Below are 21607 nucleotides of genomic sequence, written 5' to 3' on the forward strand. Positions count from 1 at the left end.
TCTTGCAGTGCAAGTGTTTGGTCATCGACCGAGCACTTACACCTATCGGTTATTCGTTCTGTTAAAGATCGGTGCAGATCGCTGCGTTTCGTTTCCGTCGCTGCGTTGTCTGCTGAGGAGGTGAAATATACGTTACAGCCCTCGCTCCGTCAACACCTATTTTGAAAAAAGACGGAGATTTCGCAAACAGCGCCGGCAAGCTTTTGATTTGTAAAGAAGCCGTCATTCCGGGTCGGAACAATTTCTCTCCAACGCTCCGACAAGCCCTCGCGGAGGAAACGCGCAGGATGCGAAAAAGCCCCGATTGACGGGGCTTTTTCTGGGCAGGAGGCCGGCATTCCGGCGAACGGAGCGGCCCAAACGGCTAAACCGCCTTGCTCAGCTGCGGTAGTCCGCATTGATCTTCACATAGTCATAAGAGAAGTCGCAGGTCCAAACCGTGGCTTCCGCCGCGCCGCGCCCCAGGTTTACCCGCACTAGGATTTCCGGCTGAGCCATCACACGCTGGCCGTCTTCTTCTTTATATAGAGGATTGCGTCCGCCGTTGACCGCGACCAGCACCTCGTCCAGATACAGCTCCAGGCGATCGACGTCCAGGTCCTGTACCCCGGCGTAGCCGATGGCGCACAGCAGACGCCCCAGGTTTGGGTCGGAAGCGAAGAAAGCGGTTTTCACCAGCGGGGAACGCGCGATGGCGTAAGCAACGTCCTTGCACTCTTCGAAGGAGCGGCCGCCCTCAACTTTGACGGTGATGAACTTGGTGGCGCCCTCGCCGTCGCGGACGATGGCCTGAGCCAGCGCCGTGGCGACTTGAATCAACTCCGCCTTCAGCGCCTGATAGGCCGCCAGCTGCGGCGAATCGATCAACGGAGCGCCGCTTTGGCCGGTGGAGATCAGGATAAAGCTGTCGTTGGTGGAGGTGTCGCCGTCCACCGAGATGCAATTGAAGGAAACATCAGCCACTTCCTTCACCAGCTGACGCAGCACCGGACGCGTCACGGCGGCGTCGGTGGCGATGAAGCCCAGCATGGTGGCCATATTGGGATGAATCATGCCGGCGCCCTTGGAGATGCCGGTGATGTTGACCGGATGACCGTCCAGCGTCAGGCGGGCGCTGACCGCCTTGGGCGCGGTGTCCGTGGTCATGATGGCGCGGGCGGCGTCGGCCCAGTCCGCGCCTTGCCGATGCGGCAGCGCCGCGGCGATCTTGTCCACCGGCAGCGGCTCCAGGATGACGCCGGTGGAAAAGGGCAGGATCTGTTCCGGCTGGCAGCCAAGCTCATCGGCCAGCGTGCGGCAGACTTGCAGCGCGTCGCTGCGCCCTTGTTCGCCGGTGCCGGCGTTGGCGTTGCCGGTGTTGACGACCAGCGCGCGGATCTGCACGCCGGCGTCCAGATGCTTTTTGCAAATTTGCACCGGCGCGGCGCAGAAGCGGTTTTGGGTGAACACACCGGCAACGGTGTTGCCTTTGTCCAGACGGATGACCAGCACGTCGTTGCGGTCGGCTTTCTTGATGCCGGCGGCGGCAATGCTCAGTTCCACGCCGGGAATGGGGAAGAGATGTTCGCCGCTGACGGGCTTGAGGTTTACTGCCATCTATCGCTCCAGATCAATCAATATTATTCGCATCGATTGTAGCGGATTTGATCCGCCGGACCGGAAACAAAAACGGCGGCCGGATCAACCCGCTTCGGCCGCCGCCGCGCTCAGCAGTTCAAGCAGCGCTTCGCCGTAGCGCGCCAGCTTGAGTTCGCCCAACCCATACACCTTGGCCAAGCCGGCGCGGGAGCTGGGATGCTTTTCCACCAGGTCGCGCAGGGTGCGGTCGGAGAACACCGCGTAGGCCGGCACATTGTGTTCGTCCGCCATTTGCCGGCGCCAGCCGCGCAGCGCCTGCCACAGCCGCTCTTCGCGCTCGGTGCGCAGCCAGCGATCGGCGCTGGCGCTGCTGCGCGTCGCCTTGTCGTCAGCCAGCGGCCGCAGATAGACTTTTTCCTGGCCTTTGAGCACGGCCCGGCATTCGTCGCTCAACACCAGCGACTGACCGCGGGCGATGTCAACATGCAGCAGCTTGCGCGCCACCAGTTGGCGGATGATGGAGCGCCAAACGCGTTGGTTGTAGTCGCGGCCGATGCCGAAGGTGGACAGCTTGTCATGGCCGTAATGACCGACGCTTTGATTGGCGCGGCCCAGCAGCACGTCGATCACGTGGCCGGCGGAGAAGCGCTGCTCCACCCGGTAGATGCAGGACAGCAGCTTTTGCACCGCCACGGTGGCGTCGAAGGTGATGGGCGGATGCAGACAGTTGTCGCAATGGCCGCAAGGCCGGCTCTGTTCGCTGAAATGCGCCAGGATGTGCTGACGGCGGCAAGAGGCGGCTTCGCAGAAGGCCAGCATGGCTTCGAGCTTGCCCAGTTCTACCTGCTTTTGCAGCTCGGCCATTTCCCCGCCTTCTATCATTTGCCGCAATTGCACCACGTCGTTGAGCCCGTAGCACAGCCAGCTGGCGGCGGGCAGGCCGTCGCGGCCGGCGCGGCCGGATTCCTGATAAAAGTTTTCCGGGCTCTTGGGCATGTCGATATGGGCGACAAAGCGTACGTCCGGCTTGTCTATGCCCATGCCGAAAGCGACGGTGGCGACCATGACCACGCCTTCGTCGCGCAGGAATTCGCGCTGGTTCGCCTCGCGTTGCTGATGGCTGAGGCCGGCGTGGTAGGGCAAGGCGTGGATGCCGTTGTCGCACAGCCATTGCGCGGTGTCTTCCACGCGCTTGCGCGACAGGCAGTAAACGATGCCGGCGCTGCCCGGGTATTCGTTGCGGATGAAGTCGAGCAGCTGCTTTTTGGCGTTGTGCTTTTCCACCACTTGGTAGAACAGATTGGGCCGGTCGAAGCTGGACAGGAAGACGCGCGCGTCCTGCAGCTTCAGGTAATGGATGATGTCGGCGCGGGTCTGTTCGTCGGCGGTGGCGGTCAGGGCGATGCGCGGCACTTGCGGGAAGCGCTCGGCCAGAAAGCCCAATTGCTGGTATTCCGGGCGGAAGTCGTGCCCCCAGTGGCTGACGCAATGCGCTTCGTCGATGGCGAACAGGCTGATGTTCAGCTGCGACACGAACTCTTGGAAACGCGGGGTCAGCAGGCGCTCCGGCGCCACATACAAAAGATCCAGCGAGCCGGCGCGCGCCTGGCGCGCGATGTCGCGCGCCTCGTCCAGCGGGGTGGCGGAATTGAGACAGGCGGCGGCCACGCCCTGCTCCACCAGGGTGGCGACCTGGTCCTGCATCAGCGCGATCAGCGGCGACACCACGATGGCGACGCCCGGCCGCATCAACGCGGGGATCTGAAAGCAGAGGCTCTTGCCGCCGCCGGTGGGCATCAGCACCAGCGCGTGGCCGCCCTGGGCGACGTGATCGACAATCTCCCCTTGCTGCCCGCGGAATTCGGGATAGCCGAAGATATTATTGAGTAGGGAGAGCGCGTCCTGCATAAGCCGTCTTCTTGCGAGAAGGGGCCTATTGTACGGCAAGTGGCCGGCAGCGTCCTGTCCCGGGAGCCACGGGCAAAAAAAGGGCCGCTGGAGTGCAGCGGCCATAAAGTTGGATGGAGACAATGTGAAACGAAGAGGAAAAATGCTCTCGCACTACCATGGACCTGTGGGACACTCGCGAAGTTCCTTTTTTTCCATTTATTTTTGGCGTTTCTTCGCAAAAAAATACTTATATGGCATTGCGGATTTTTTGCGGCGCCGCACTGTCGAAGGCAGCTCGCCACCCGTCTCTAGCCACCGCCGCGCAAGCCCTTCCGCGCGCCGACGCTTGGAGCCTTCCCCCGGCTGTGCGACACTGACCGACGATTTCTTGGAGGCATTAATGCGTAATATTTGGCCCGTCCTGCTGGCGGCCGCAGTGATCAGCGGCTGCGCCAGCGCCCCCAGCAAAACACCCAGCCCATCGACCGTCGGCAAGCCCGCTCAGTCCGGGGCCAGTCCGGCCAACGCCGATTGGCAAAACCTGGGGGTTTCCCCCAACGGCAACATCCTGAACGAACTGGACAAGCTGTCTGTCCGCAAGCAGGGCCAGGTGGCCAGCTTTCGCGACCGCAAGACCATCTTCAATCTGAAGAAGGAAAACTTCCTGTCCACGCCGCGTCACAAGGTGTCGATCAATACTTGGCAGATAGACTGTTCGCAGCGCACTTTCCGCCTGCTGGACATGGTGCTGTTCGATGAGAACGGCCGCCAGATCGCCAGCTTCACCTATAATGACGCTCAGATAAAACCTATGCCGGTAGTGCAGAATTCGGCCAGCTATCAACAGATGCTGCTGGTATGCAAGGGCGAACCCGGGTTCTGAGCCCGTTTCGCCCAGCCCGCTCGCTCGCGGCCGCGTCCCGCGGCGCGCCAAAACGCGAGCGGGCGTTTTTTGCGTAGCGGCCCCGCCGCCCAACCGGCCCCATGCCTGGAGCGCCCATGCAAGCGATTCGACGAGTGGTCTTCAATCAAAAAGGGGGGGTGGGCAAGTCCACCATTACCGTCAATCTGGCCGCCGTCGCCGCCAAACAGGGCAAACGGGTGCTGTTGGTGGACCTGGATCCGCAGGGCAACGCCAGCCATTATCTGATGGGTTCCGCCGCCCGGGACGACGCGCCGTCGCTGGCCGGCCTGTTCGAGCAGATGCTGAGCATTTCCATGTTCAGCAAGGAGCCGGCGGACTTTGTCCGCGCCACGCCGCTGACCGGGCTCAGCCTGCTGGCTTCGCACCCGGACCTTGCCGAGCTGATGGGCAAGCTGGAGGCGCGCTACAAGATGTTCAAACTCAAGGAAGCGCTGGACAGCTTGAGCGGCCGGTTCGACGAGATCTGGATCGACACTCCGCCGGCCTTGAACTTCTTCACCCGCTCGGCGCTGATCGCCGCTGACCGCTGCCTGATTCCCTTCGACTGCGATGCCTTTTCCCGCCAGGCCCTCTATAACCTGAAAGTGAACACCGAGGAAATCCGCGCCGACCACAATCCCGAGTTGTTCATCGAAGGCATCGTGGTCAACCAGTTCCAGGCGCGGGCCAGTTTGCCGGTGCGCCTGGTGGAGGAGCTCAAGCAAGAAGGCCTGCCGGTGTTGTCCTCTCCGCTGTCTTCATCCGTGAAAATCCGGGAGTCACACGATGCGGCGCTTCCCATGGTGTACCTGGACCCGCGCCACAAACTGTCTCGCGAGTTCGAAGCGCTTTACCAGGAGCTGGCGCGGGATGGACGGCCTGCCTAGCGTCCCTCTCCCGCTGTCCGCCGGCTCGCGCGGAGGCGGCTCCCCTTGAATCGCCTGAGCTCGCTGCTGGTCAGCGGCCTGCTGAGCGTCGGCCTGCTGTCCGCCGAATACTGGCTGATGATCAACGATGAACGCGCCGAGCTCATCGACCGCCAGCATTACTGGGGCGAATTGAGCGCCGAGTTGCTGCGGGTGCGGATGCAGGCGATGCTGGATCACTCCGCCGTGCTGGCGCAGAGCCTGGCCAACAGCCCCCAGCCGCGTTCATTGGCCGTGCTCGCGCGCAGCACCATACGCGACGATACGCCGTTCGGCGGTCTGGGCATCATCGAATACGTGCGCCCGGAACAGCGCGAGGCGTTCGAAAGCCGCATCGCCAACAGCATACGCGTATTGCAGGACCGCCATCTGGCGCCCAGCCCGCGCCGCCCGCTGTACTATCCGGTGTCCGGCTACCTGCCGGACGACAGCAACGCCTTGCCGCAAGGTCTGGACCTGGGGGGCGTAGGCAACGCCCGCCGCAAGATGGACCTGGCGCGCCACAGCACCCAGCCGGTGCTGATGCCGACCACGCTGCCCGGCAGCAACGGCAGCCGTCTGGACATCGTCGTGCGGCTGAACGACGACAACACCCTGCTGCTGCTGAATCTGCGCAAGGACAAGCTGATCCAGGACAGCCAGCGCGAACCCGGCACCGCCAGCCCGCTGCGCCATGTCCGCATCGTCGCCTGGACCCAGGAACAACCCGACGCGCCGCTGCTGGACTCCCAGCCCACCCGGCCGCTGCCGTCCACGCCGCCTTTGTACACCATTCGCCACAATCTGGGCGGCAACGAGATCTTGTTCGGCGCCTATCCGCAAGGCGTGGCCAATCCCGGCATGCGGCTGACCCACTGGGCGATCCTGGCCACCACGGCCGGTTTTTTGCTGGCGATGTTCTGGTTCCAGCAACAGCAGGCCCAATCCCGGCGCCGGATGCAGGATCAGCTCAAGCGCAGCCAGCAGCAATTGGAAATGAACACGCGCACGCTGCGCGAGCAGATCAACGACAGAGTGATGTCCGAGCAGGCGCTGGCGCAGAGCGAGGCGCGCCAGCGCGCCATTCTGCAAGCCAGTTCCGACGCCATCATCCTGATCGACCACCAGGGCCTGGTCTTGCAGATCAACCCGGCGGCGGTGCGGCTGATCGGCCAGTCGGCGGACATGGTGCGACAACTGCCGATAGGCAAGCTGCTGGACGAGCTGTACGACCGCAATCCGGCGCGCAGCTTCGAACACATCGCCCAGGAACACGAGGGCCGGCCGTTCGAGGCCAGCTTGCGCCGCAGCGACGAGCATATGCTGCCGGTGGAGCTGTCGCTCAGCCGGGTCACCTTGCCGGACGACTGGTTCTACGTGGTGGTGTGCCGCGACATCTCCATCCGCAAGGAGCAGGAAGCGGCGCTGATCGAACTGAAAAACAGCCTGGCCGAGCAGGTGGAAGTGCAAAGCCGCCAGTTGTCCGCGCTGCTGGACGCCAGCCCGATGGCGATGGCCTACATCGTGGACCGCAATCTGCTCCAGGTGAACCGCGCCTTTCTCGATCTGTTCGAGCAGCGCGAGGAAGTCATCCTCGGCCACAGCACCCTGCCCTTCTTTGAATCGCCTGAGCAATGGGAGCGCACCGGCAAGGCGCTGTACAGCCTGCTCAACGACGGCAAGGTGGTGCAGACCGAGCAAAGGCTGCGCACCGGCACCGGCAAGCTGTTCTGGTGCCGGCTGTACGGCAAGGCCATCAACCCCTCGGTGCCCAAGCTCGGCACCATCTGGCTGTACCAGGACTTTTCCGCCCAGCGCGCGCTGGAGGAAACCCTGCGCCACGCCAAGGTGCTGGCCGAGGAAAACAGCCGCGCCAAGACGGAGTTCCTGGCCAATATGTCCCACGAGCTGCGCACGCCGCTGCACGCCATCCTGGGCTTCACCGAAATGGGCCAGGCCCGCTCCCGCGGGCAGCACGACGACAAGATGGCGCAATACTTCAGCCGCATCCAGAGCAGCGGCAACCGGCTGCTGACCCTGCTCAACGATTTGCTCGACCTGGCCAAGATGGAAGTGGGGCGCATGGAATACACCATAAGCCGCAACAATCTGTGCCAATGCCTGCACGACATCTGCGACGAAATGACGCCGCTGGCCGCGCTCAACGACATCCGCATCTATCTGAACTGCTCGTCGGAGCAACTGCACGCCGACATCGACCCCTTCCGCATCGGCCAAGTGATGCGCAACCTGCTGTCCAACGCCATCAAGTTCAGTCCGCACGGCGGCGAGATCTACGTCAACGCCGGCCTGCGCCAGGACGCCGACGGCGAGAACATCCTCGTCACCGTGGAAGACACCGGCCCCGGCGTGCCGGAGTCCGAACTGGAAAGCATTTTCGACAAATTCATCCAGAGCAGCAGCACCAAGACCGGCGCAGGCGGCACCGGCCTGGGGCTGGCCATTTGCCGCGAGATCATCTCCGCCCACCATGGCCGCATCTTCGCCAGCAATTTGCCGACACGCGGCGCGCTGTTCACTTTCATCATTCCGCGCACCGGACAGGCCGGCGCCACGGAGGACCCCAACCATGCCCCACAAACTACTGCTCGTTGACGACGAACCCTTCAATCTGGAGCTGATGGCCGAACTGCTGCAGGACGCCGGCCACGAAGTGGTCCAGGCCGAGGACGGAGAGACCGCGCTGGACATCCTGCAGCGAGAAGGCGAAACCTTCTCCACCGTGCTGCTGGACAAGATGATGCCCGGCATCAGCGGCTTCGACGTGCTCAAGCGCATCAAGAGCGAGCCGCGACTGGAGTTTTTGCCGGTCATCATGCAAACCGCCATGGGCGCGGCCTCCAGCGTGCAAGAAGGACTGGCGGCCGGCGCCTTCTACTATCTGACCAAGCCGTTCTCCCGCGACATGCTGCTGGCCATCGTCGAGGCGGCGATAGGCCACTGGGACCGCTACGCCCACTTCCGCGAACTGGCCAATCTTCACGTCGACGCCCTGCGCCACCTGAACAAGGCCACCTTCAGCTGCCGCAGCCACAAGGAGGCCCAGACCGTCACCGCCCTGCTGGCCAAAACCTGCGCCCATCCGGAGCGGGTGGCCACCGGCCTGTTCGAGCTGCTGGTCAACGCCATCGAGCACGGCAATCTGGACATCAGCTTCGACGAGAAAAGCCACTATATGGCCGAAGGCCAGTGGGAGGCCGAGCTGGCCCGCCGCATGCAGGACCCGGTGCTGGGACAGCGCCAGATCAGCGTGGACTTCAGCCGCGAACCGGAACAGATGCGCTTCACCATCAGCGATATGGGCGCGGGCTTCGACTGGGAGCATTACCAAAACGCCGAGCCCGCCTCGCTGATGTCCAGTCATGGGCGCGGCATCCTGATCGCGCGCAGGCTGTCCTTCGACGGCCTGCACTACCAGGGCCGGGGCAATATCGTGGTCGCCCACGTCAACAGCGGAGAATAAGACGCGGTTCAAGGCCGCGCTGAGGCGGAGCCGCCGCGGCGTTCGCGCCCGAGCCGGCCCGTCCGGACTCACGGCGGCTCGCCGCAATCGCCGCGCTCGCGCCAGTAACGGCGCTGACTGTCGCGCCAACAGCTCCACTCCACCCCTTCGCCGAACTCCAGCGTCAAGGCGCCGTCCAGATCCGTGCGCAGCACCGCGGCGCCGGCCTCCTCCGCCCGCCTCAGCACGGACGGATGCGGATGGCGATAACGGTTCAGATAGCCGGCGCTGATCAACACCACCTCCGGCCGCGCCGCCGCCAGCCAGGCCGCCCCGGTGGCGGTGCGGCTGCCATGATGGCCGGCGGCCAGCACCGTGCTGCGCAAGCGCAGGTCCGGCCGGCCCGCCAGCGCTCGCTCCGCCGCCTCAGGCGCATCGCCGCTCAAGAGCAGCGCATGGCTCGCGCCCGCCACCCGCAAGATGCAGCTGCGCGCATTGGCGTCCTTGGCCGGAACGCTTTCCGGCGGCCCCAGCACGTCAAAACGCACCCCGTCCCACGCCCAGCTCTGTCCCGGACGACAGCCTTCGCCGCTCAAGCCCAAATCGGGCAAGGATTCCGGCTGCCCCGCCCATACCCGGCCCGGCGGCATGGCGGCGGCCAGCTCCGCCGCCGCGCCGTCGTGATCGCTGTGGCGATGCGACAGCATCAGGCCGTCCAGCCTCCTCACCCCCAGGCCGCGCAGCTGCGGCAACACCACTCTCTCGGCCCCGCCTGGGCCGGTGTCGAACAACAGGGCGCGACTCCGGGTCTGCACCAGCACCGATAGACCCTGACCCACATCCAGCATGGTGGCGCGGAACGCGCCCTCAGCCGGCGGCGGGGGCCGGTAGAGCAACATCGGCAGCAGCATCAAGGCCGCCAGTCCCCGGCCGGGCACGCCGCGCGGCGCGATCAGCCACGCCGAGCCCAGCAAGGCCAGCAAGAACAACGGCAAGGGCGTTCCGGCCAAGGGCAGGACCGGCGCTTGCGCCAGCCTCTCCACGCCCCAGTAAAAGCCGCGCGCCAGCCAGGCCGCCCCATGCAGCGGCCACTCCAGCGGCAGCAAGACGGCGGCCAGGGCCAGCGGCGTCAGCAGCAGCGACACATAGGGAATGCCCAGCGCGTTGGCCAGCGGCGACACCAGCGGAATGCCGCCGAACCACCAGACCAGCGGCGCCAGCGTGCACACGCCCGCCGCCCACTGCCCGGCCAAGGCGGCCCGCCACTTGCCCGGCGCGCGGCGTCTGGCGATGGCGCTGGCCATCAAGGCCGCCACCAGGCCGAAGGACAGCCAGACCCCGGGCGCCAGCACGCAGAAAGGATCGATCAGCAACACCACCGCCAGGGCCAGCCACCAAATGCGGAACGGCGACAGGCCGCGCCGCAGGCACAAGGCGGCCAGCCCCACGCCCAGCATGAACAAGGTGCGTTGGGTCGGCACCGAAAAACCGGCGAGCAAGGCATAGGCCGCCGCCGTCAAAAAAGCCCCGCCGGCGATCAGCAAACGCGGCGGAAGACCGAAGGCCGGCAGCCTGCGCGCCAGCCAGGCCAGCGCCGCCGCGGCCAGGCCCGCCAGCATGGTGATGTGCAGGCCGGAGATCGAGATCAGATGCGTCAGGCCGGTGGCGGCGAACAGCCGCCAATCCTCCCGCGCCACGCCTTGCTGCGCGCCCACCGTCAACGCGGCGATCAGCGCCGCTTCGCGCGACTCGCCCAGCACCCGCTCGATGCGCGCCACCAGGGCGGCGCGCGCGCGGTCCACCCAAGCCAGCGGCGCGCGGCCGTCCTCCAAGCGACGCTCGCCCGCGCCCAGCGAGCCGCTGGCCAGCACGCCTTCCGACCATTGCCATTGCTCGACGTCGAAACCGAAGGGATTGGCCGGCCCGCGGCTGCGCTTGAAACGGGCCTCGGCCCGCCAGCGGCTGCCCGTCGGCCACTCCCGCCGGCGAAAATCCGTCAGCCTCACCGTTGGCGGCAAGTCCACGCCTGGCGTCAGCGTGCGCTCCACCACCATGGTCAGGCGCGTCCCGTACTCGCCGGGCTGCGGCAGGCCCCGCACCTCGCCGACGAAGACGATGGGCCGTTGCTGCCAATCGGCCGGCAATTGCTGCGCCATTCGGCTGTCGGCGCGCCAGGCGGCGTAGCCCAGCCCCAGCAGAAAAGCCGGCGCCAGGGCCGCCCAAGGCCGAGCGCGCGACGGCAGACAGGCGGCCAGCGCCGCCGCGCCCGCCGCCAGGCCCAGGCAAGCCGTCGCGGCGGGCAAGGCCGGCAAGACAGCGCATGCGGCGATGCCGCACAACACAGCGATCAAGACAGGCATGCCGGCATCTTAGGCGGCGATGCCGCGCCACCGCAATCTATTAAATACATTCACTAAAGCGCAGCGAATAGACCATGCCGATCGTATTTTTTATGATCTCGGAACGCACCCATAGCAGATGAAACGGGAAAAAATAACAAGTACAAATGCGTATTGCATTAACGAAGCGCTGGACTACACCTAGGACAAGCGCTTTCGAAACCCCCGGCCGCCGCGACGCCTCGCCAGGTCCAGGCGGCGCCCAAGCGCGGCAGCCTGCCTCTCTTTCACATGACTTTCCATCTGGCAGCCGCCAGACGGTTCACTCGCAGGAGGAATACATGGACGCATACATGGGCACCATCACGGTCTACGGCTTCAATTACGCGCCGCAAGACTGGGCGCTGTGCCAGGGCCAGACCTATCAGGTATCGCAGTACGAAGCCTTGTACTCGCTGCTGGGCACGCTCTACGGCGGCACCGCGTCTCAAAACTTCAAGCTGCCCAACCTGACCGGCCGCATGGCCATCGGCACCGGCCCCGCGCAGCCCGCCTATAATCTGCCGGCCTACAACCCCGGACAGTTCGGCGGCACCCAGAACGTGGCGCTCAGCGTGGCCAACCTGCCGGCGCACTCCCATACCGCCACTTCCATGGCGGTGACCTTCCACGCCGCCGGCACGCCGACGCCGGCCACCCCGGCCAGCGCGCCCAGCTCCAGCAACCCCTATCTGGGCGCTTCCGGCGCCGGCACCGGCCTCGCCACCATCTGGTCCACCGCGCTGAACAACCCCGTGTCGGTGCAAGGCCTGTCCGCCACCGGCAATACCGATCTGACCGGCGGCAACGCTCCGGTCAGCGTGCTCAACCCCTTCCTGGCGCTGAATTTCTGTATCGCTATCAACGGTCTGTATCCGGTTCGTCCATAATCACAATACGCGGCCTACCGCCGCTTCCGGCCGCCTCTCCGCCGCAGGGGCGGCGGCCGTTGCCTTCAGGGGACATCGCCATGCTCGCCACCGTTCAAGCCGAAGACTTCATGCATCTGCTCGGCAAGCACTGCATCTTCCGCAACCCGCAACATCCCGATATCGCGCTGCAAGTGCAGGCCGTCAAGCTGCGGCCGCAGGCGCAATCGCCGCATCAGACCGCGCGGCGCACCCCCTTCGTGGTGGAATTGGCCGCCGAGGGCGCCACCGAGCTGGCGGACGCGGTGGGCCAGCTGGAGCTGCCCGCCACCGAGCACAGCGACGCCATCCGGCTGGATCTGGTGTGGATAGGGCGGGTGATTCCCGCCGGACGCGATCCGGCGCTGGCCTACTTCCAGCTGCCGTTCAATTGAGCCGGCCCGCCGACAGCCCGTGGGCGGCCGGCGGACGGATAAAAAGAACGAAGACTCCGGCCGGGCGGCGCGCCCGGCGAAATATTACAAACCCGCCCGCGCCTCGCCCTGCGGCGAATGGCGCTCGGGCCGCCACACCAGCTTGTCCGCCATGTCGCCGGCCTCTTCCAGCACGAATCCCAATTGGTGATAAAGCCGGCGCGCCTGCACATTGCTGTGCCACACCACCACCGCCAGCGGCGCGCGCACTTGCCAGGCCGCCTGCTGCAAGCCCATCAGCACCTCCTTGCCGTAACCCAGGCCGCGCGCTTCCGGCACCATGGCCAGAAAGATGATGCGCACCTCGTTATGGCCGAAGTCCACCATCACCACGCCGACGTTGGCCCCGGTTTTCTCGATGACGAAGTGCATCGCGTCCGGGTAGTTGTCGCCTGCGCCGCGTTGCAGCACCTGGTATTGCTGCTCCTGCACGGTGCGGATCAGTTCCTCCTCGCCGTCTATCAATTGCAGGTCCGGGCGGGCGCTGCGGTAGAGGCCGGCGATGAAGGCCTCGTCGTGATGTCGCGCCGGGCGCAGATGCAGGCCTTCGGCCAGCGAGGACGTGTTCAAGAATGAGGACATGGCGAACGGCTCCTTTCCAAAACCTGTTATGGGGCGCGCCGGCGGCGCGCCCGTTTCGTTCTACGCGCATGCGCGCGCAAGGTCTTGCGAATCAGGCGAAACCCGGTCTTAAGGCCTGTTCAGTCTCCGCCGAAGGCATGAGCTTTCCAGGCGTCTCCAGACCGCTTGCTATCCGCCGCCAGCGGATCGCGAACAGCGTCTACAGTCCGGCCTCTCGACGGAACACCGCCAACAACTGACGCCACCCGCGCTCCAGCAAGCTGTAGCGCTCCCCCCGCAAGCGCGCCACGCCGGCCAGCTCCCTCAGCGGCGCCGCGCCTCGCTCGCAACGCTCCAGCCGCACGCGGAAAGTGGCGGCCAAGGGCACCAGGCCGCGGTCGCGCTGTTCGGTGGGAATGGGGCCGCCGTAGGTGGAGGCCAACAAGGCCTGATCCAGCAGCGGCAGATTAAGCCGGTCGATCTGGCCCAGCCGGCATTCCACGCTCCAGAACTCCCCGCCGTCGGCGACGAAGCGGGCGACATGGCCGGGCTTGAGTCCGCTCAGCGCGGCCTCGTCGACAAAGGCTTCGCCCTTGACCCCGTCCGGCCCCACCACGTCCAGCAGATGCTCGCCCTCGGCCAGCGCGGTGCCGGCGCGCAGCGCGTCGCTGAGGTCCACCACGCGGCCGGCGAACGGCGCGGCGAGCGTGAGCCTGGCCATTTGCTGACGCAAGGCGGCCACCTGTTCCTGCGCCACCTGCCATTGCTTGCGCAAGGCCGGTCCGCGCTGTTGCAGCTCCAGATCGAACGGTTGCTGCGCGGTCTGCCAGGCCAGGTCGCGCTCACGGGCGTCCGCCAGCGCCAGCTGCGCCTCCAGCATCGGCGAGCTGAGTCTGGCCATGATCTGCCCCGCCTTGACCAGCTGGCCGTCGCGCACCAGAACTTCCGCCACCTCGCCCGTCGCCGGCGCGTACAGGCCCTGCGACTGCAAAGCGCCCAACACCGCCGGGCTGGCCACTTCGCGCTGCCACGGCAGAATCAGCGCCAAACTCAGGATCAGCAGCGCCGCGGCGCTGCGGCGGGTTTCGCGGCCCCAGCGCAGATCCGCGCGGCGCTGCCACCACACCATCAGTTCGCCGACCACGGGGCGGGCGATGAACCAGCCCAGCTCCACCGCCAGCAACAGAATGCCCAGGGCCTTGAAGAACAGGTGGTAGACCAGGAAGGCGATGGAGAGAAACAGCACCAGCCGATACAGCCAGGTGGCCCAGGCGAACAGGATCAGCCCGCGCCGCCGCGCGTCCGGGAAATGTTCCGGCACCGGATCGTCCAGGCCCAGCAGCGTTTTGCGCAGCCGCCAGCGCGCCAGCGCGAAGGCGCGATTGTGCAGATTGGGCAGGCCCAGGTAGTCCGCCAGCAGGAAATAGCCGTCAAAGCGCATGAAGGGGCTGGCGTTGATCGCCAGCGTCGCCAGCCAGGTGGTGGTGGCCAGCAGAAAGACCCCGGCGCGCAGCGGCCCGTCCGGCAAAAAACTCCACAACAAGGTGGCCCAGGCGGCCAGCACCAGTTCCGCCAGCATGCCGGCGCCGCCGATCAGCAGCCGCTGACGGCGCGAATCCAGCTTCCAGGCGTCGTTGGTGTCGGTGTAGAGCACCGGCATCATCACCAGAAAGGCCACCCCCATCGCCGGCACCCGGCAACCGAAATGGCGCGCGGTCAGCGCATGGCCCATCTCGTGCAGGATTTTGGCCAGACTCAGCGACAGGCCGATGCCGATGGCGGCGCTGACACCGCCGTAGGCGGAGAAGGTGTGGGTGAACTCGTCCCAGCGCCGCGACACCAGCGCCAGCGCCAGCAGCAGCACCGCGCCCATCGCCAGCCAGAAGCGCGGATGGAACAGCCAGCCGGTCCACGGCAGCAGGCGATTGAGCAGGGCTTCCGGCCGCAGCAGCGGCACCCGGAAAAACAGATAGTTTTTCAACAGCCACATCGCGCGGCTGGGCCGGTTGGCCTCGCGCAGCTGCCACAGCCAACCGTTCTGCTCGGCGCTGGCGGCCTGCAGCAGTTGATGGCGGGACAGGAAGAGCAGCACAGCCTCGATATCCTCGGCGCCCAACTGCAGCGTGGTTTCGGCGTTGACGGCTTGCAGCACCGCTTCGGCGGTGCCCAGCGGCCAGCGCGACAGGATTTCGAAACTGGCCCAGCCCAGTTGATAGAAGCGGTGGGCGCAGGGGTCGTGCAGGGTCCAGCTGGGCGCGCCGTCGGCCAGCGCCGGGCCGGGATGCAGCGTCAGTTCCTGACGCAGCGCGGGCAAGGCGGGAGATCTCATGCTCACCACCCCAGCCATTGCCGCGCGGCGGTCAGCGGCCGGCGCAGCGCGTAGTAGATCAGCGGCACCCAGTCGCCGTAGACGCGGGCGGTGCCCATCTGCCCCAGCCGCGGCTTATCGCCGCCGACGAAGCGGGCTTGCAGCCGATAGGCGAGCAGGCCGCCCTCCACCGCTTCCGCCTTGTAGGCGACGCGGAGGATTTCCGCGTCGTAGGACTCGGTGGGCGAAGCGTTGGGATAAAGGGTGATCTTGCCGCCGGGCGCCACGTCTATGGCTTCTGCCGCCGGCAGCCAGGCGGCCAGTTCCACGTGAGCGGGGTCGGCCAGCGTCATCACTTTCTCACCCACCGTCACCGCCTTGCCCTGCCAGTCGTTGCGGTCGGAAAACACCACCACGCCGGCGCTGGGCGCGGTGACGTGCAGCCTTTGCAGCTCCAGTCCGGTGTACTCGGCCGCGATGCTTTTCTCTTCCAGCTTGGCGCGGTCCTGCGCCATGGCCAGCTTGCCCTTGTCGTCGGTGACCGCCAGCTGAGCGCTGGCGCGGAAGCTTTCCTGCGCGGCGTCGCGCTCGCGCGCGGCCATGGCGAACTGGCCGGCCAGCGAGGTGGCGTCCAGATCGAACAAGGGATCGCCGGCCTTGACGCGCTGATTGGGCTGCACCTGGATGCGATCTATCACCCCGCTGAGCGGCGCGCGCAGCAGCACCGGATTTTGCGGCGCCACTTCGCCGCGCGCCAGCACGCTGAGGCGTATCGGCATGCAGGCCAGCAACAGCGCGGCGATGAGCAGCCGCCGCTGCTTGCGGCCGGGCCGCAGCCATTGCCCCGCCAGTTCCCGCCAGTTGCGCCGGGGCGCGAAGCGCAGCAGCGCGTGGCCGTAGCCGTGGGCCAGCTCTTCCGCCAGCTTGCGCTCGTAATCGCTCCACGGCAGTTCCCGCGCCAGCAGCCAGGCGCCCTGCTCGCCCAGGCGCAGCCACAGCGCGTGGGCCGGCAGCCAGGACGACCAGTCCTCGGCCAGCGCCGCGGGCAGGTCGCCGGCCTCGAGCAAGTGGCTGTCCTGCCCGACTTCCGGCCCGCCGGACTCCGCCAGATGGCGGAACAGGCGGGACAGCCACTGCATATAGGGCGCGGTGGGGTCCAGCTCGGCCAGGCCGGACAGCGCCGTCACGTGGCGATGCAGGCCCTCGCGCCAGACCGCCGACTGGCGGTAGGGCAGCAGTTGCTGGCTTTCGTTGACGATGATGAAACCCAGCTGCTCGGCGCTGACCGCATCGCGTCCGCGATGCAGCAGCTGCAGCAGGCCGGCCAGTTCCCGGCTTCTATCGGCGTGCCCCATGCACGGCCTACTTGAAGCTGGCCCAGCCGCTCATCCCCGGCAGCAGGCTGGCGCCGTTGCCCTCGATGACGCCCACCGCGAGGATGGACTGGCTGACCGGATCGATCTGCGCGCCCAGGCGTTCTATCCTGGCCGGGAAACTGGCGCCCAGTTCGTCCACCGCCACGGTGAACTTGCTGCCGGGCTTGAGTTTGGCCAGCCATTTGGACGGCACCAGCATGCGCAGTTCCAGCGAGCCGGAATCGACGATGTCCAGCACCGGATTGCCAGGGCTGACGTATTGATGCACGGCGGCGATGCGGCGCGCCACGCGGCCGTTGAACGGCGCGCTGATCACGCATTTGCCGACTATGGTCTGCATATAGCTGGCGTCGGCGGCCGCTTCCTTGGCCTTGCCCTGGGCCTGGGCCACGTCCAGCGCGCCGGCGGAATTGAGCTTGGCCAATTGGTTGTTGACCTTGAGCAGCTGGCTGGCGGCCTCCAGCGAAGCCTGGGATTTGCGCAGCTGGGCGCGATAGCTGCCGCAGTCGAACTGCACCAGCGCCTGCCCCTTGCTGAAGCTGGCGCCCTCAGGCACCGGCAAGGCCGCGATCTTGGCCGCCACTTCGCCGGACAGGGTGACGGCGTTGCGCGCCATCAGCTGCACGCGGATGCGGCCGTCGCTGGCGTTGGTCACCGGCGCCGCCGGCGGCTTGGGCTTGGCCGGCGGCGTGGCCGCCTGGGCGCAGGCGGCCGCCAGCAGGCAGGCCGCAGCCCTCAGAACCGTCAACTTCATGGCTTGCTCCCCGCCACCTGCCCCTGCCAACGCGTTTCCGCGCCCTTGAAGGCGGCGGCCAAAGCCGGCAGATCATAGCTGGCGGTGCTTTCCGGCAGCGGGTCCATCCCCAGGCTGGAACCCATCTGGCCGTAGGCGTTTTGCAGATCGCCGTAGCTCTGGTACAGCCGCAGCGTGGAGAACACCGCGTTGGCGTCGGCCAGAATCGCCGGCAGGCGGCCTTGCACGCCGCTGTCGGTGGCGTTGCGGTTCTGCACGTAGATGCGCTGTTCCACGTCGTTGAGTTCTTGTTCCAACCCGAACTGGCGCGAGCGGCCTTTGAGATCGAGGTAGGCCACGTGCACCTGGGTCAGCACCGCCATGTTCAGCGCCATGCGCTGGGTCTTGGCCACTTGCAGCTGGGCATCGGCGGCCTTGGTGATCGGCCCAGCGCTGAACAGATTGAGCAGGTTCCAGCTGATGCGCAGGCCGGCGTCGCTCCAGGAGTTGTTGACCAGGAATTTATTGCTGTCGTAGTTCTGTCCGATGCTGAATTCCAGGCCCGGTAGCAGCTTGGCGATGGCCTTCCGGGTTTCGGTGACGCCGATGCGTTCGTTGTAGCGCGCCTCATTCAGCTCCGGCCGGTTCAGCAAGGCCATTTCTTCCATCTGCTCCAGCTTCAGGCCCAGCGTCGGGGTGGGCAGCCCTGCGGGCACCGCCACCTTGAAATCGGTGCCGGGCGGCACGTTCATGATGGCGGCCAGCTTGGGCTTGGCCTGGGCCAGCGCGTTGCGGATCATGCCCATCTGGCGGATCACGTCCAGCAGTTGGCGACGGTAGTTCAGCGCCTCCAGCGGCGCGCGCAGTTTCTGCTTCTCCACCTGCCGCGCGTCTTCCAGCGCGCGGTTGGTTTCCGCCAGCAGCGCGTCGATGCGGCCTTCCAGCTGCTGCGCGCCCACCGCCTGCCACCAGGCTTCGCGCACTTGCTGCATCAGCTGCTGCGCCACTTTGCGCTTGCGCTGTTGCAGGATCAGCATGCGGTCGGACTGCTGTTGGGCGGTGTAATAGCTGACGCCGAAGTCCAGCACGTTCCAGCTCAGATTAAGGTCGGCGGTATGGCTGCGCTTCTCCGAGGAGATAGACGGCACCAGCGATTGTTCGCCGGTGGCCACGTTCTGGGACGAGGACGCGTTGTCTTTGTTGCGGGCGGTGTAGCCGGCCGCCAGCGCCAGCTTGGGCAGCATGTCCAGGCTGGACAAGTCCAGTTGGCGCTGCGCCATCGCCTCTTCCATCAGCTTGACCCGGTAATCCAGGTTGTACTTCAGCGCGCGCGCCATCGCCTCTTGCAAGGTCACCGGCCCGGTCAAGGGCTCCTGGCTGCCGAACATGGCCTGGCGGTCCGCCGCCAGCGTGGCCTGGCGGTCGCTCAAGCTCATCGGCGCGGGCGTGACCGCGCAGCCGGTCAAGGCCAGCGCCGTCAGCGCGGCCAGCGTTGAATAAACGCCGCGGCCGGCCCCTCCCCCCTGTGTTGCTTTCTTCATATCGTCCCCTGTGCGGTTTGTTGGTTTAGTGGCTCGCCGGCTAGGACCTTGCGGTCAAACCGCGTCCTCCGCCTGCAGCCATCCGGCGATCTGCTGATCGAAGGCGGGCTTGCCGTGCTGGCGGAACTGCTCGTGCAGGGCCGGCTTGCCGGCCGCCGCTGCTTTTTCCGTCGCCGCGGCCGCCTGCTCGCCCGCGCCGGTTTTCAACTGCATATGAGTGACGCCGCGGTGGCCGTTCTGGTCGCTGACCGTCACTTCCAGAGACAAGGAACGGTTCCAGCCCGCCGGCGGCGTGCCGCTGAAACGACCGGTCTGCGGATCGAACTTCAGCCAGGCCGGCAGCGGCTGGCCATTGCTCTGCCGCACCTGGATGTTCAGCACCGCGTCCGGATTGCGGGTGATCACCGTGCCGGGCGGCAGGCTGAAGTTGAAACCCTGTCCGGCCACCAGCGGCCGCACGCCCAGATCCGGCATCACTTGCAACGGGGCGCCGGAGGTGCCGCCCAGATTGGAAACAAAGGGCAGGCCGGCGTTGCCGCGGCCAAACGGCTCGCTGGGCGTCGGCGCGAAGCGGTCCTGGCCGAAGGCAAGCTGGATGGGGTTGCTCGTCTGCGGCCCCGCCGGGCCCTGCGGCGTCGGCGCGGCGCCCGGTCCGTTGCCGTTGCCCGCGCCGCTCACCGCGGCCAGCACGATATTGGGCGTGATGGGCGCGATATTGATGACCGGCGCCGCATTGGGCGGCAGCGGCGCGTCCGCCGGCGGCACAGGCTGGATCGGCGGGGGCGTCTCTGTCCTTGCGCTGCGCAACTGGTAAGCCGGCGCCACCGTTTGCTGCTGGGTCACATTGCCGGCCAGGTCCGCCGCCGCGCCGGATTTGAGCGCCAGCGCCACCGAGCCTACGCCGCTGACCCCGGTCAATTGCACCACGTAGTGGCTGTCGCTGATGCGGACGATATTGCCGATGCCGGCGCTGGCGCTGCCGCTGGTGATCACGCTCAGATCGCCGGGGCTCAGGCCGACGATGGGTTTGTTCAACACCAGATCGTAACGCAGGCTGCCGGCGACGCCGGAGGCCGGGTCCAAGCGGGTGAAGGACTGCGGCGCCGGCGCGGTGGTGTCCACGACAACGGTGAACGAGGCCGACTGCGCGCTGATGTTGCCGGCCGCGTCGGTGGCCGTGGCGCGCACGCTGTGGCTGCCGTCCGCCAGCGCCTGACTCAGATTGAACAGCCAGACGCCGCCGCCGTCGGCGGTGGCGGTGCCCACCTGCACGCCGTCGATGAACACGGCCACCTTGCTGCCCGCCTCGGCCAGACCGGTGACGCTGGGGCGGTTGACGTTGGTGATGCCGTCGCGGTTGCTGGAGCCGCTGTCGGTGGCCAGGCTCAGACCGGTATTGGCCGGGCTGTCCGGCGCCACGGTGTCCACCGTGATGATGTAGGCCGTCGATTGGCCGCTGGCGTTGCCGGCCAGATCCGTGGAGGTGGTGCGGATGCTGTGATTGCCGTCCGCCAAGGCGCTGCCAAGGCTGTAGCTCCACGCGCCGCTGCCGTCCGCCGTCGCCGTGCCCACCGCAGTGCCGTCCACGTACACCGTGACCGTGCTATTGGCTTCCGCCGTGCCGGTGACCGTGGGCCGGTTGTTGCCGGTGATGCCGTCGCCGTGATTGCTGCCGGTGTCCGTCCCCGTGCTCAAAGCCACGCCGGACGGCGCCGCGGGCGCGCTATTGTCTATCACCACGTTGAAGGCGCTGGATTGGCCGCTGCTGACGCCGCCGCTGCTGACCACGGCGGTGATGGCGTGCGCGCCGGAACTCAGGCTGGAGACAAAGCTGTAACTCCAGGCCCCGCTGCCGTCCGCGACCGTGCTGTCGATAGGCACCCCGTCCACATAGATGATGACAAGGCTGTTGGCGATCCCGGTGCCGGTCACCGTGGGCGTGGCGTTGCTGGTGACGCCGTCGCTATGGCTGCTGCCGGTGTCGGTGCCGCTGGTCAGGCCGGAGACGCTGGGCGGCATCAGTTGCAAGGCTATGTTGCGGGTGACGGCCGCGCTGTTCTTGGTCCCGTCGTTGACGGTGAAGCTGACGGTGCGGGTGGCGGTGTTGGGCGAGCCGGCGGTGTCGATGTAAGTGACCGCGCGCAGCGCCGCCTGCCATTGCGCCAAGGTCGCCGTGGCGCCGCTGGACGTCAGCGTCAGCACCCCGGTGCCGGCGTTGTAACTGGCCGTGATATTGCCCATGGTGCTGCCGTTGTTGGTGAAGGCCAGCACGTCCTCGCCGCTTTGGAAGTTGCCGCTAATCGCCACCGTGGCGCTGGCCAGGGTGGTGTTGTCCAAATCCGACACGGTCAGGCCGCCGTCCACCGGCGTGGCGGCGCCGCCCACCACATAGGCCCCGGCGCTGCCGGTGGTGGTGGCGACAGGCGTTTGATCCGTGGCCGCCACGGTGACGGAACGCGTCGTCGCCGCGCTGTCCTTGCTGCCGTCGTTGACGCTGAAACTGATGGTGCGGGTGGCGGTATTGGGCGTCACCGCGGTGTCGGTGTAGGTGACCGCGCGCAAGGCCGCCTGCCATTGAGCCAGCGTGGCCGTGGCGCCGCTGGACGTCAGCGTCAGCACCCCGGTGCC

At 66.6% G+C, this 21607-nt stretch carries 15 protein-coding genes; 6 read left to right on the top strand and 9 right to left on the bottom strand.

Features of this window, described 5'->3' with window-relative positions; translation table 11 throughout:
• Window positions 1–378: 378 nt before the first annotated feature.
• Both argJ and recQ read right to left on the bottom strand, forming a co-directional pair.
• On the bottom strand, window positions 379–1596 hold the full coding sequence (gene argJ, locus NK214_RS22755) for a bifunctional glutamate N-acetyltransferase/amino-acid acetyltransferase ArgJ (RefSeq protein WP_253315597.1): 1218 nt from the start codon (window positions 1594–1596) through the stop codon (window positions 379–381).
• 84 nt (window positions 1597–1680) lie between these two features.
• Complete coding sequence (gene recQ / locus NK214_RS22760) at window positions 1681–3486, bottom strand: DNA helicase RecQ (protein ID WP_227106342.1); 1806 nt, start codon at window positions 3484–3486, stop codon at window positions 1681–1683.
• 382 nt (window positions 3487–3868) lie between these two features.
• On the opposite strand from recQ, the gene NK214_RS22765 reads away from it, so the two are divergent.
• The 4 genes from NK214_RS22765 (at window position 3869) to NK214_RS22780 (ending at window position 8761) form a co-directional block, all read left to right on the top strand.
• On the top strand, window positions 3869–4351 hold the full coding sequence (locus tag NK214_RS22765) for a surface-adhesin E family protein (RefSeq protein WP_253315598.1): 483 nt from the start codon (window positions 3869–3871) through the stop codon (window positions 4349–4351).
• A gap of 125 nt (window positions 4352–4476) precedes the next feature.
• Window positions 4477–5259: a ParA family protein gene (locus NK214_RS22770; RefSeq protein ID WP_370445222.1), complete on the top strand. Its 783-nt coding sequence runs from the start codon at window positions 4477–4479 to the stop codon at window positions 5257–5259.
• 45 nt (window positions 5260–5304) lie between these two features.
• Window positions 5305–7893: an ATP-binding protein gene (locus NK214_RS22775; protein WP_253315599.1), complete on the top strand. Its 2589-nt coding sequence runs from the start codon at window positions 5305–5307 to the stop codon at window positions 7891–7893.
• Window positions 7868–8761: a response regulator gene (locus tag NK214_RS22780; RefSeq protein ID WP_235085123.1), complete on the top strand. Its 894-nt coding sequence runs from the start codon at window positions 7868–7870 to the stop codon at window positions 8759–8761. Before NK214_RS22775 ends, NK214_RS22780 begins: the two co-directional genes overlap by 26 nt.
• Window positions 8762–8829: 68 nt before the next feature.
• On the opposite strand, the gene NK214_RS22785 is transcribed toward NK214_RS22780, so the two are convergent.
• Window positions 8830–11100 (bottom strand): DNA internalization-related competence protein ComEC/Rec2, encoded by a 2271-nt coding sequence (locus NK214_RS22785; protein ID WP_253315600.1) that lies wholly within the window; start codon window positions 11098–11100, stop codon window positions 8830–8832.
• Window positions 11101–11420: 320 nt separating this feature from the next.
• Here NK214_RS22785 and NK214_RS22790 point away from each other — a divergent pair, with 320 nt between their 5' ends.
• Window positions 11421–12008, top strand: a complete 588-nt coding sequence (locus NK214_RS22790; protein ID WP_048415544.1) for a phage tail protein — start codon at window positions 11421–11423, stop codon at window positions 12006–12008.
• 80 nt (window positions 12009–12088) lie between these two features.
• Complete coding sequence (locus NK214_RS22795) at window positions 12089–12421, top strand: hypothetical protein (protein WP_107801161.1); 333 nt, start codon at window positions 12089–12091, stop codon at window positions 12419–12421.
• Window positions 12422–12505: 84 nt separating this feature from the next.
• Here the strand turns inward: NK214_RS22795 and NK214_RS22800 are convergent, their stop codons facing one another.
• From NK214_RS22800 to NK214_RS22825, 6 genes are all read right to left on the bottom strand, one after another.
• Complete coding sequence (locus NK214_RS22800; protein ID WP_107801162.1) at window positions 12506–13042, bottom strand: GNAT family N-acetyltransferase; 537 nt, start codon at window positions 13040–13042, stop codon at window positions 12506–12508.
• 199 nt (window positions 13043–13241) lie between these two features.
• Entirely contained in the window at window positions 13242–15350 is a 2109-nt protein-coding gene (locus NK214_RS22805; protein ID WP_235085127.1) for an HlyD family efflux transporter periplasmic adaptor subunit, read from the bottom strand.
• Window positions 15351–15352: 2 nt separating this feature from the next.
• Window positions 15353–16684 carry an efflux RND transporter periplasmic adaptor subunit gene (locus NK214_RS22810; RefSeq protein ID WP_253315601.1) on the bottom strand — a complete coding sequence of 444 codons (1332 nt, stop codon included), beginning with the start codon at window positions 16682–16684 and terminating at the stop codon, window positions 15353–15355.
• Between the two features lie 7 nt (window positions 16685–16691).
• Window positions 16692–17459, bottom strand: coding sequence for an efflux RND transporter periplasmic adaptor subunit (locus NK214_RS22815; RefSeq protein ID WP_227106332.1), 768 nt, complete (start codon window positions 17457–17459; stop codon window positions 16692–16694).
• Window positions 17456–18979 (bottom strand): TolC family protein, encoded by a 1524-nt coding sequence (locus tag NK214_RS22820; RefSeq protein ID WP_107801166.1) that lies wholly within the window; start codon window positions 18977–18979, stop codon window positions 17456–17458. The genes NK214_RS22815 and NK214_RS22820 overlap by 4 nt, the downstream gene beginning before the upstream one ends.
• Before the next feature lie 54 nt (window positions 18980–19033).
• Window positions 19034–21607 (bottom strand): Ig-like domain-containing protein (locus NK214_RS22825; protein ID WP_253315602.1); only part of this gene is annotated, 2574 nt, incomplete at its 5' end.

Origin of the sequence: Chromobacterium sp. S0633 (assembly GCF_024158805.1) — a bacterium.
In the GTDB taxonomy this organism is placed as follows: domain Bacteria; phylum Pseudomonadota; class Gammaproteobacteria; order Burkholderiales; family Chromobacteriaceae; genus Chromobacterium.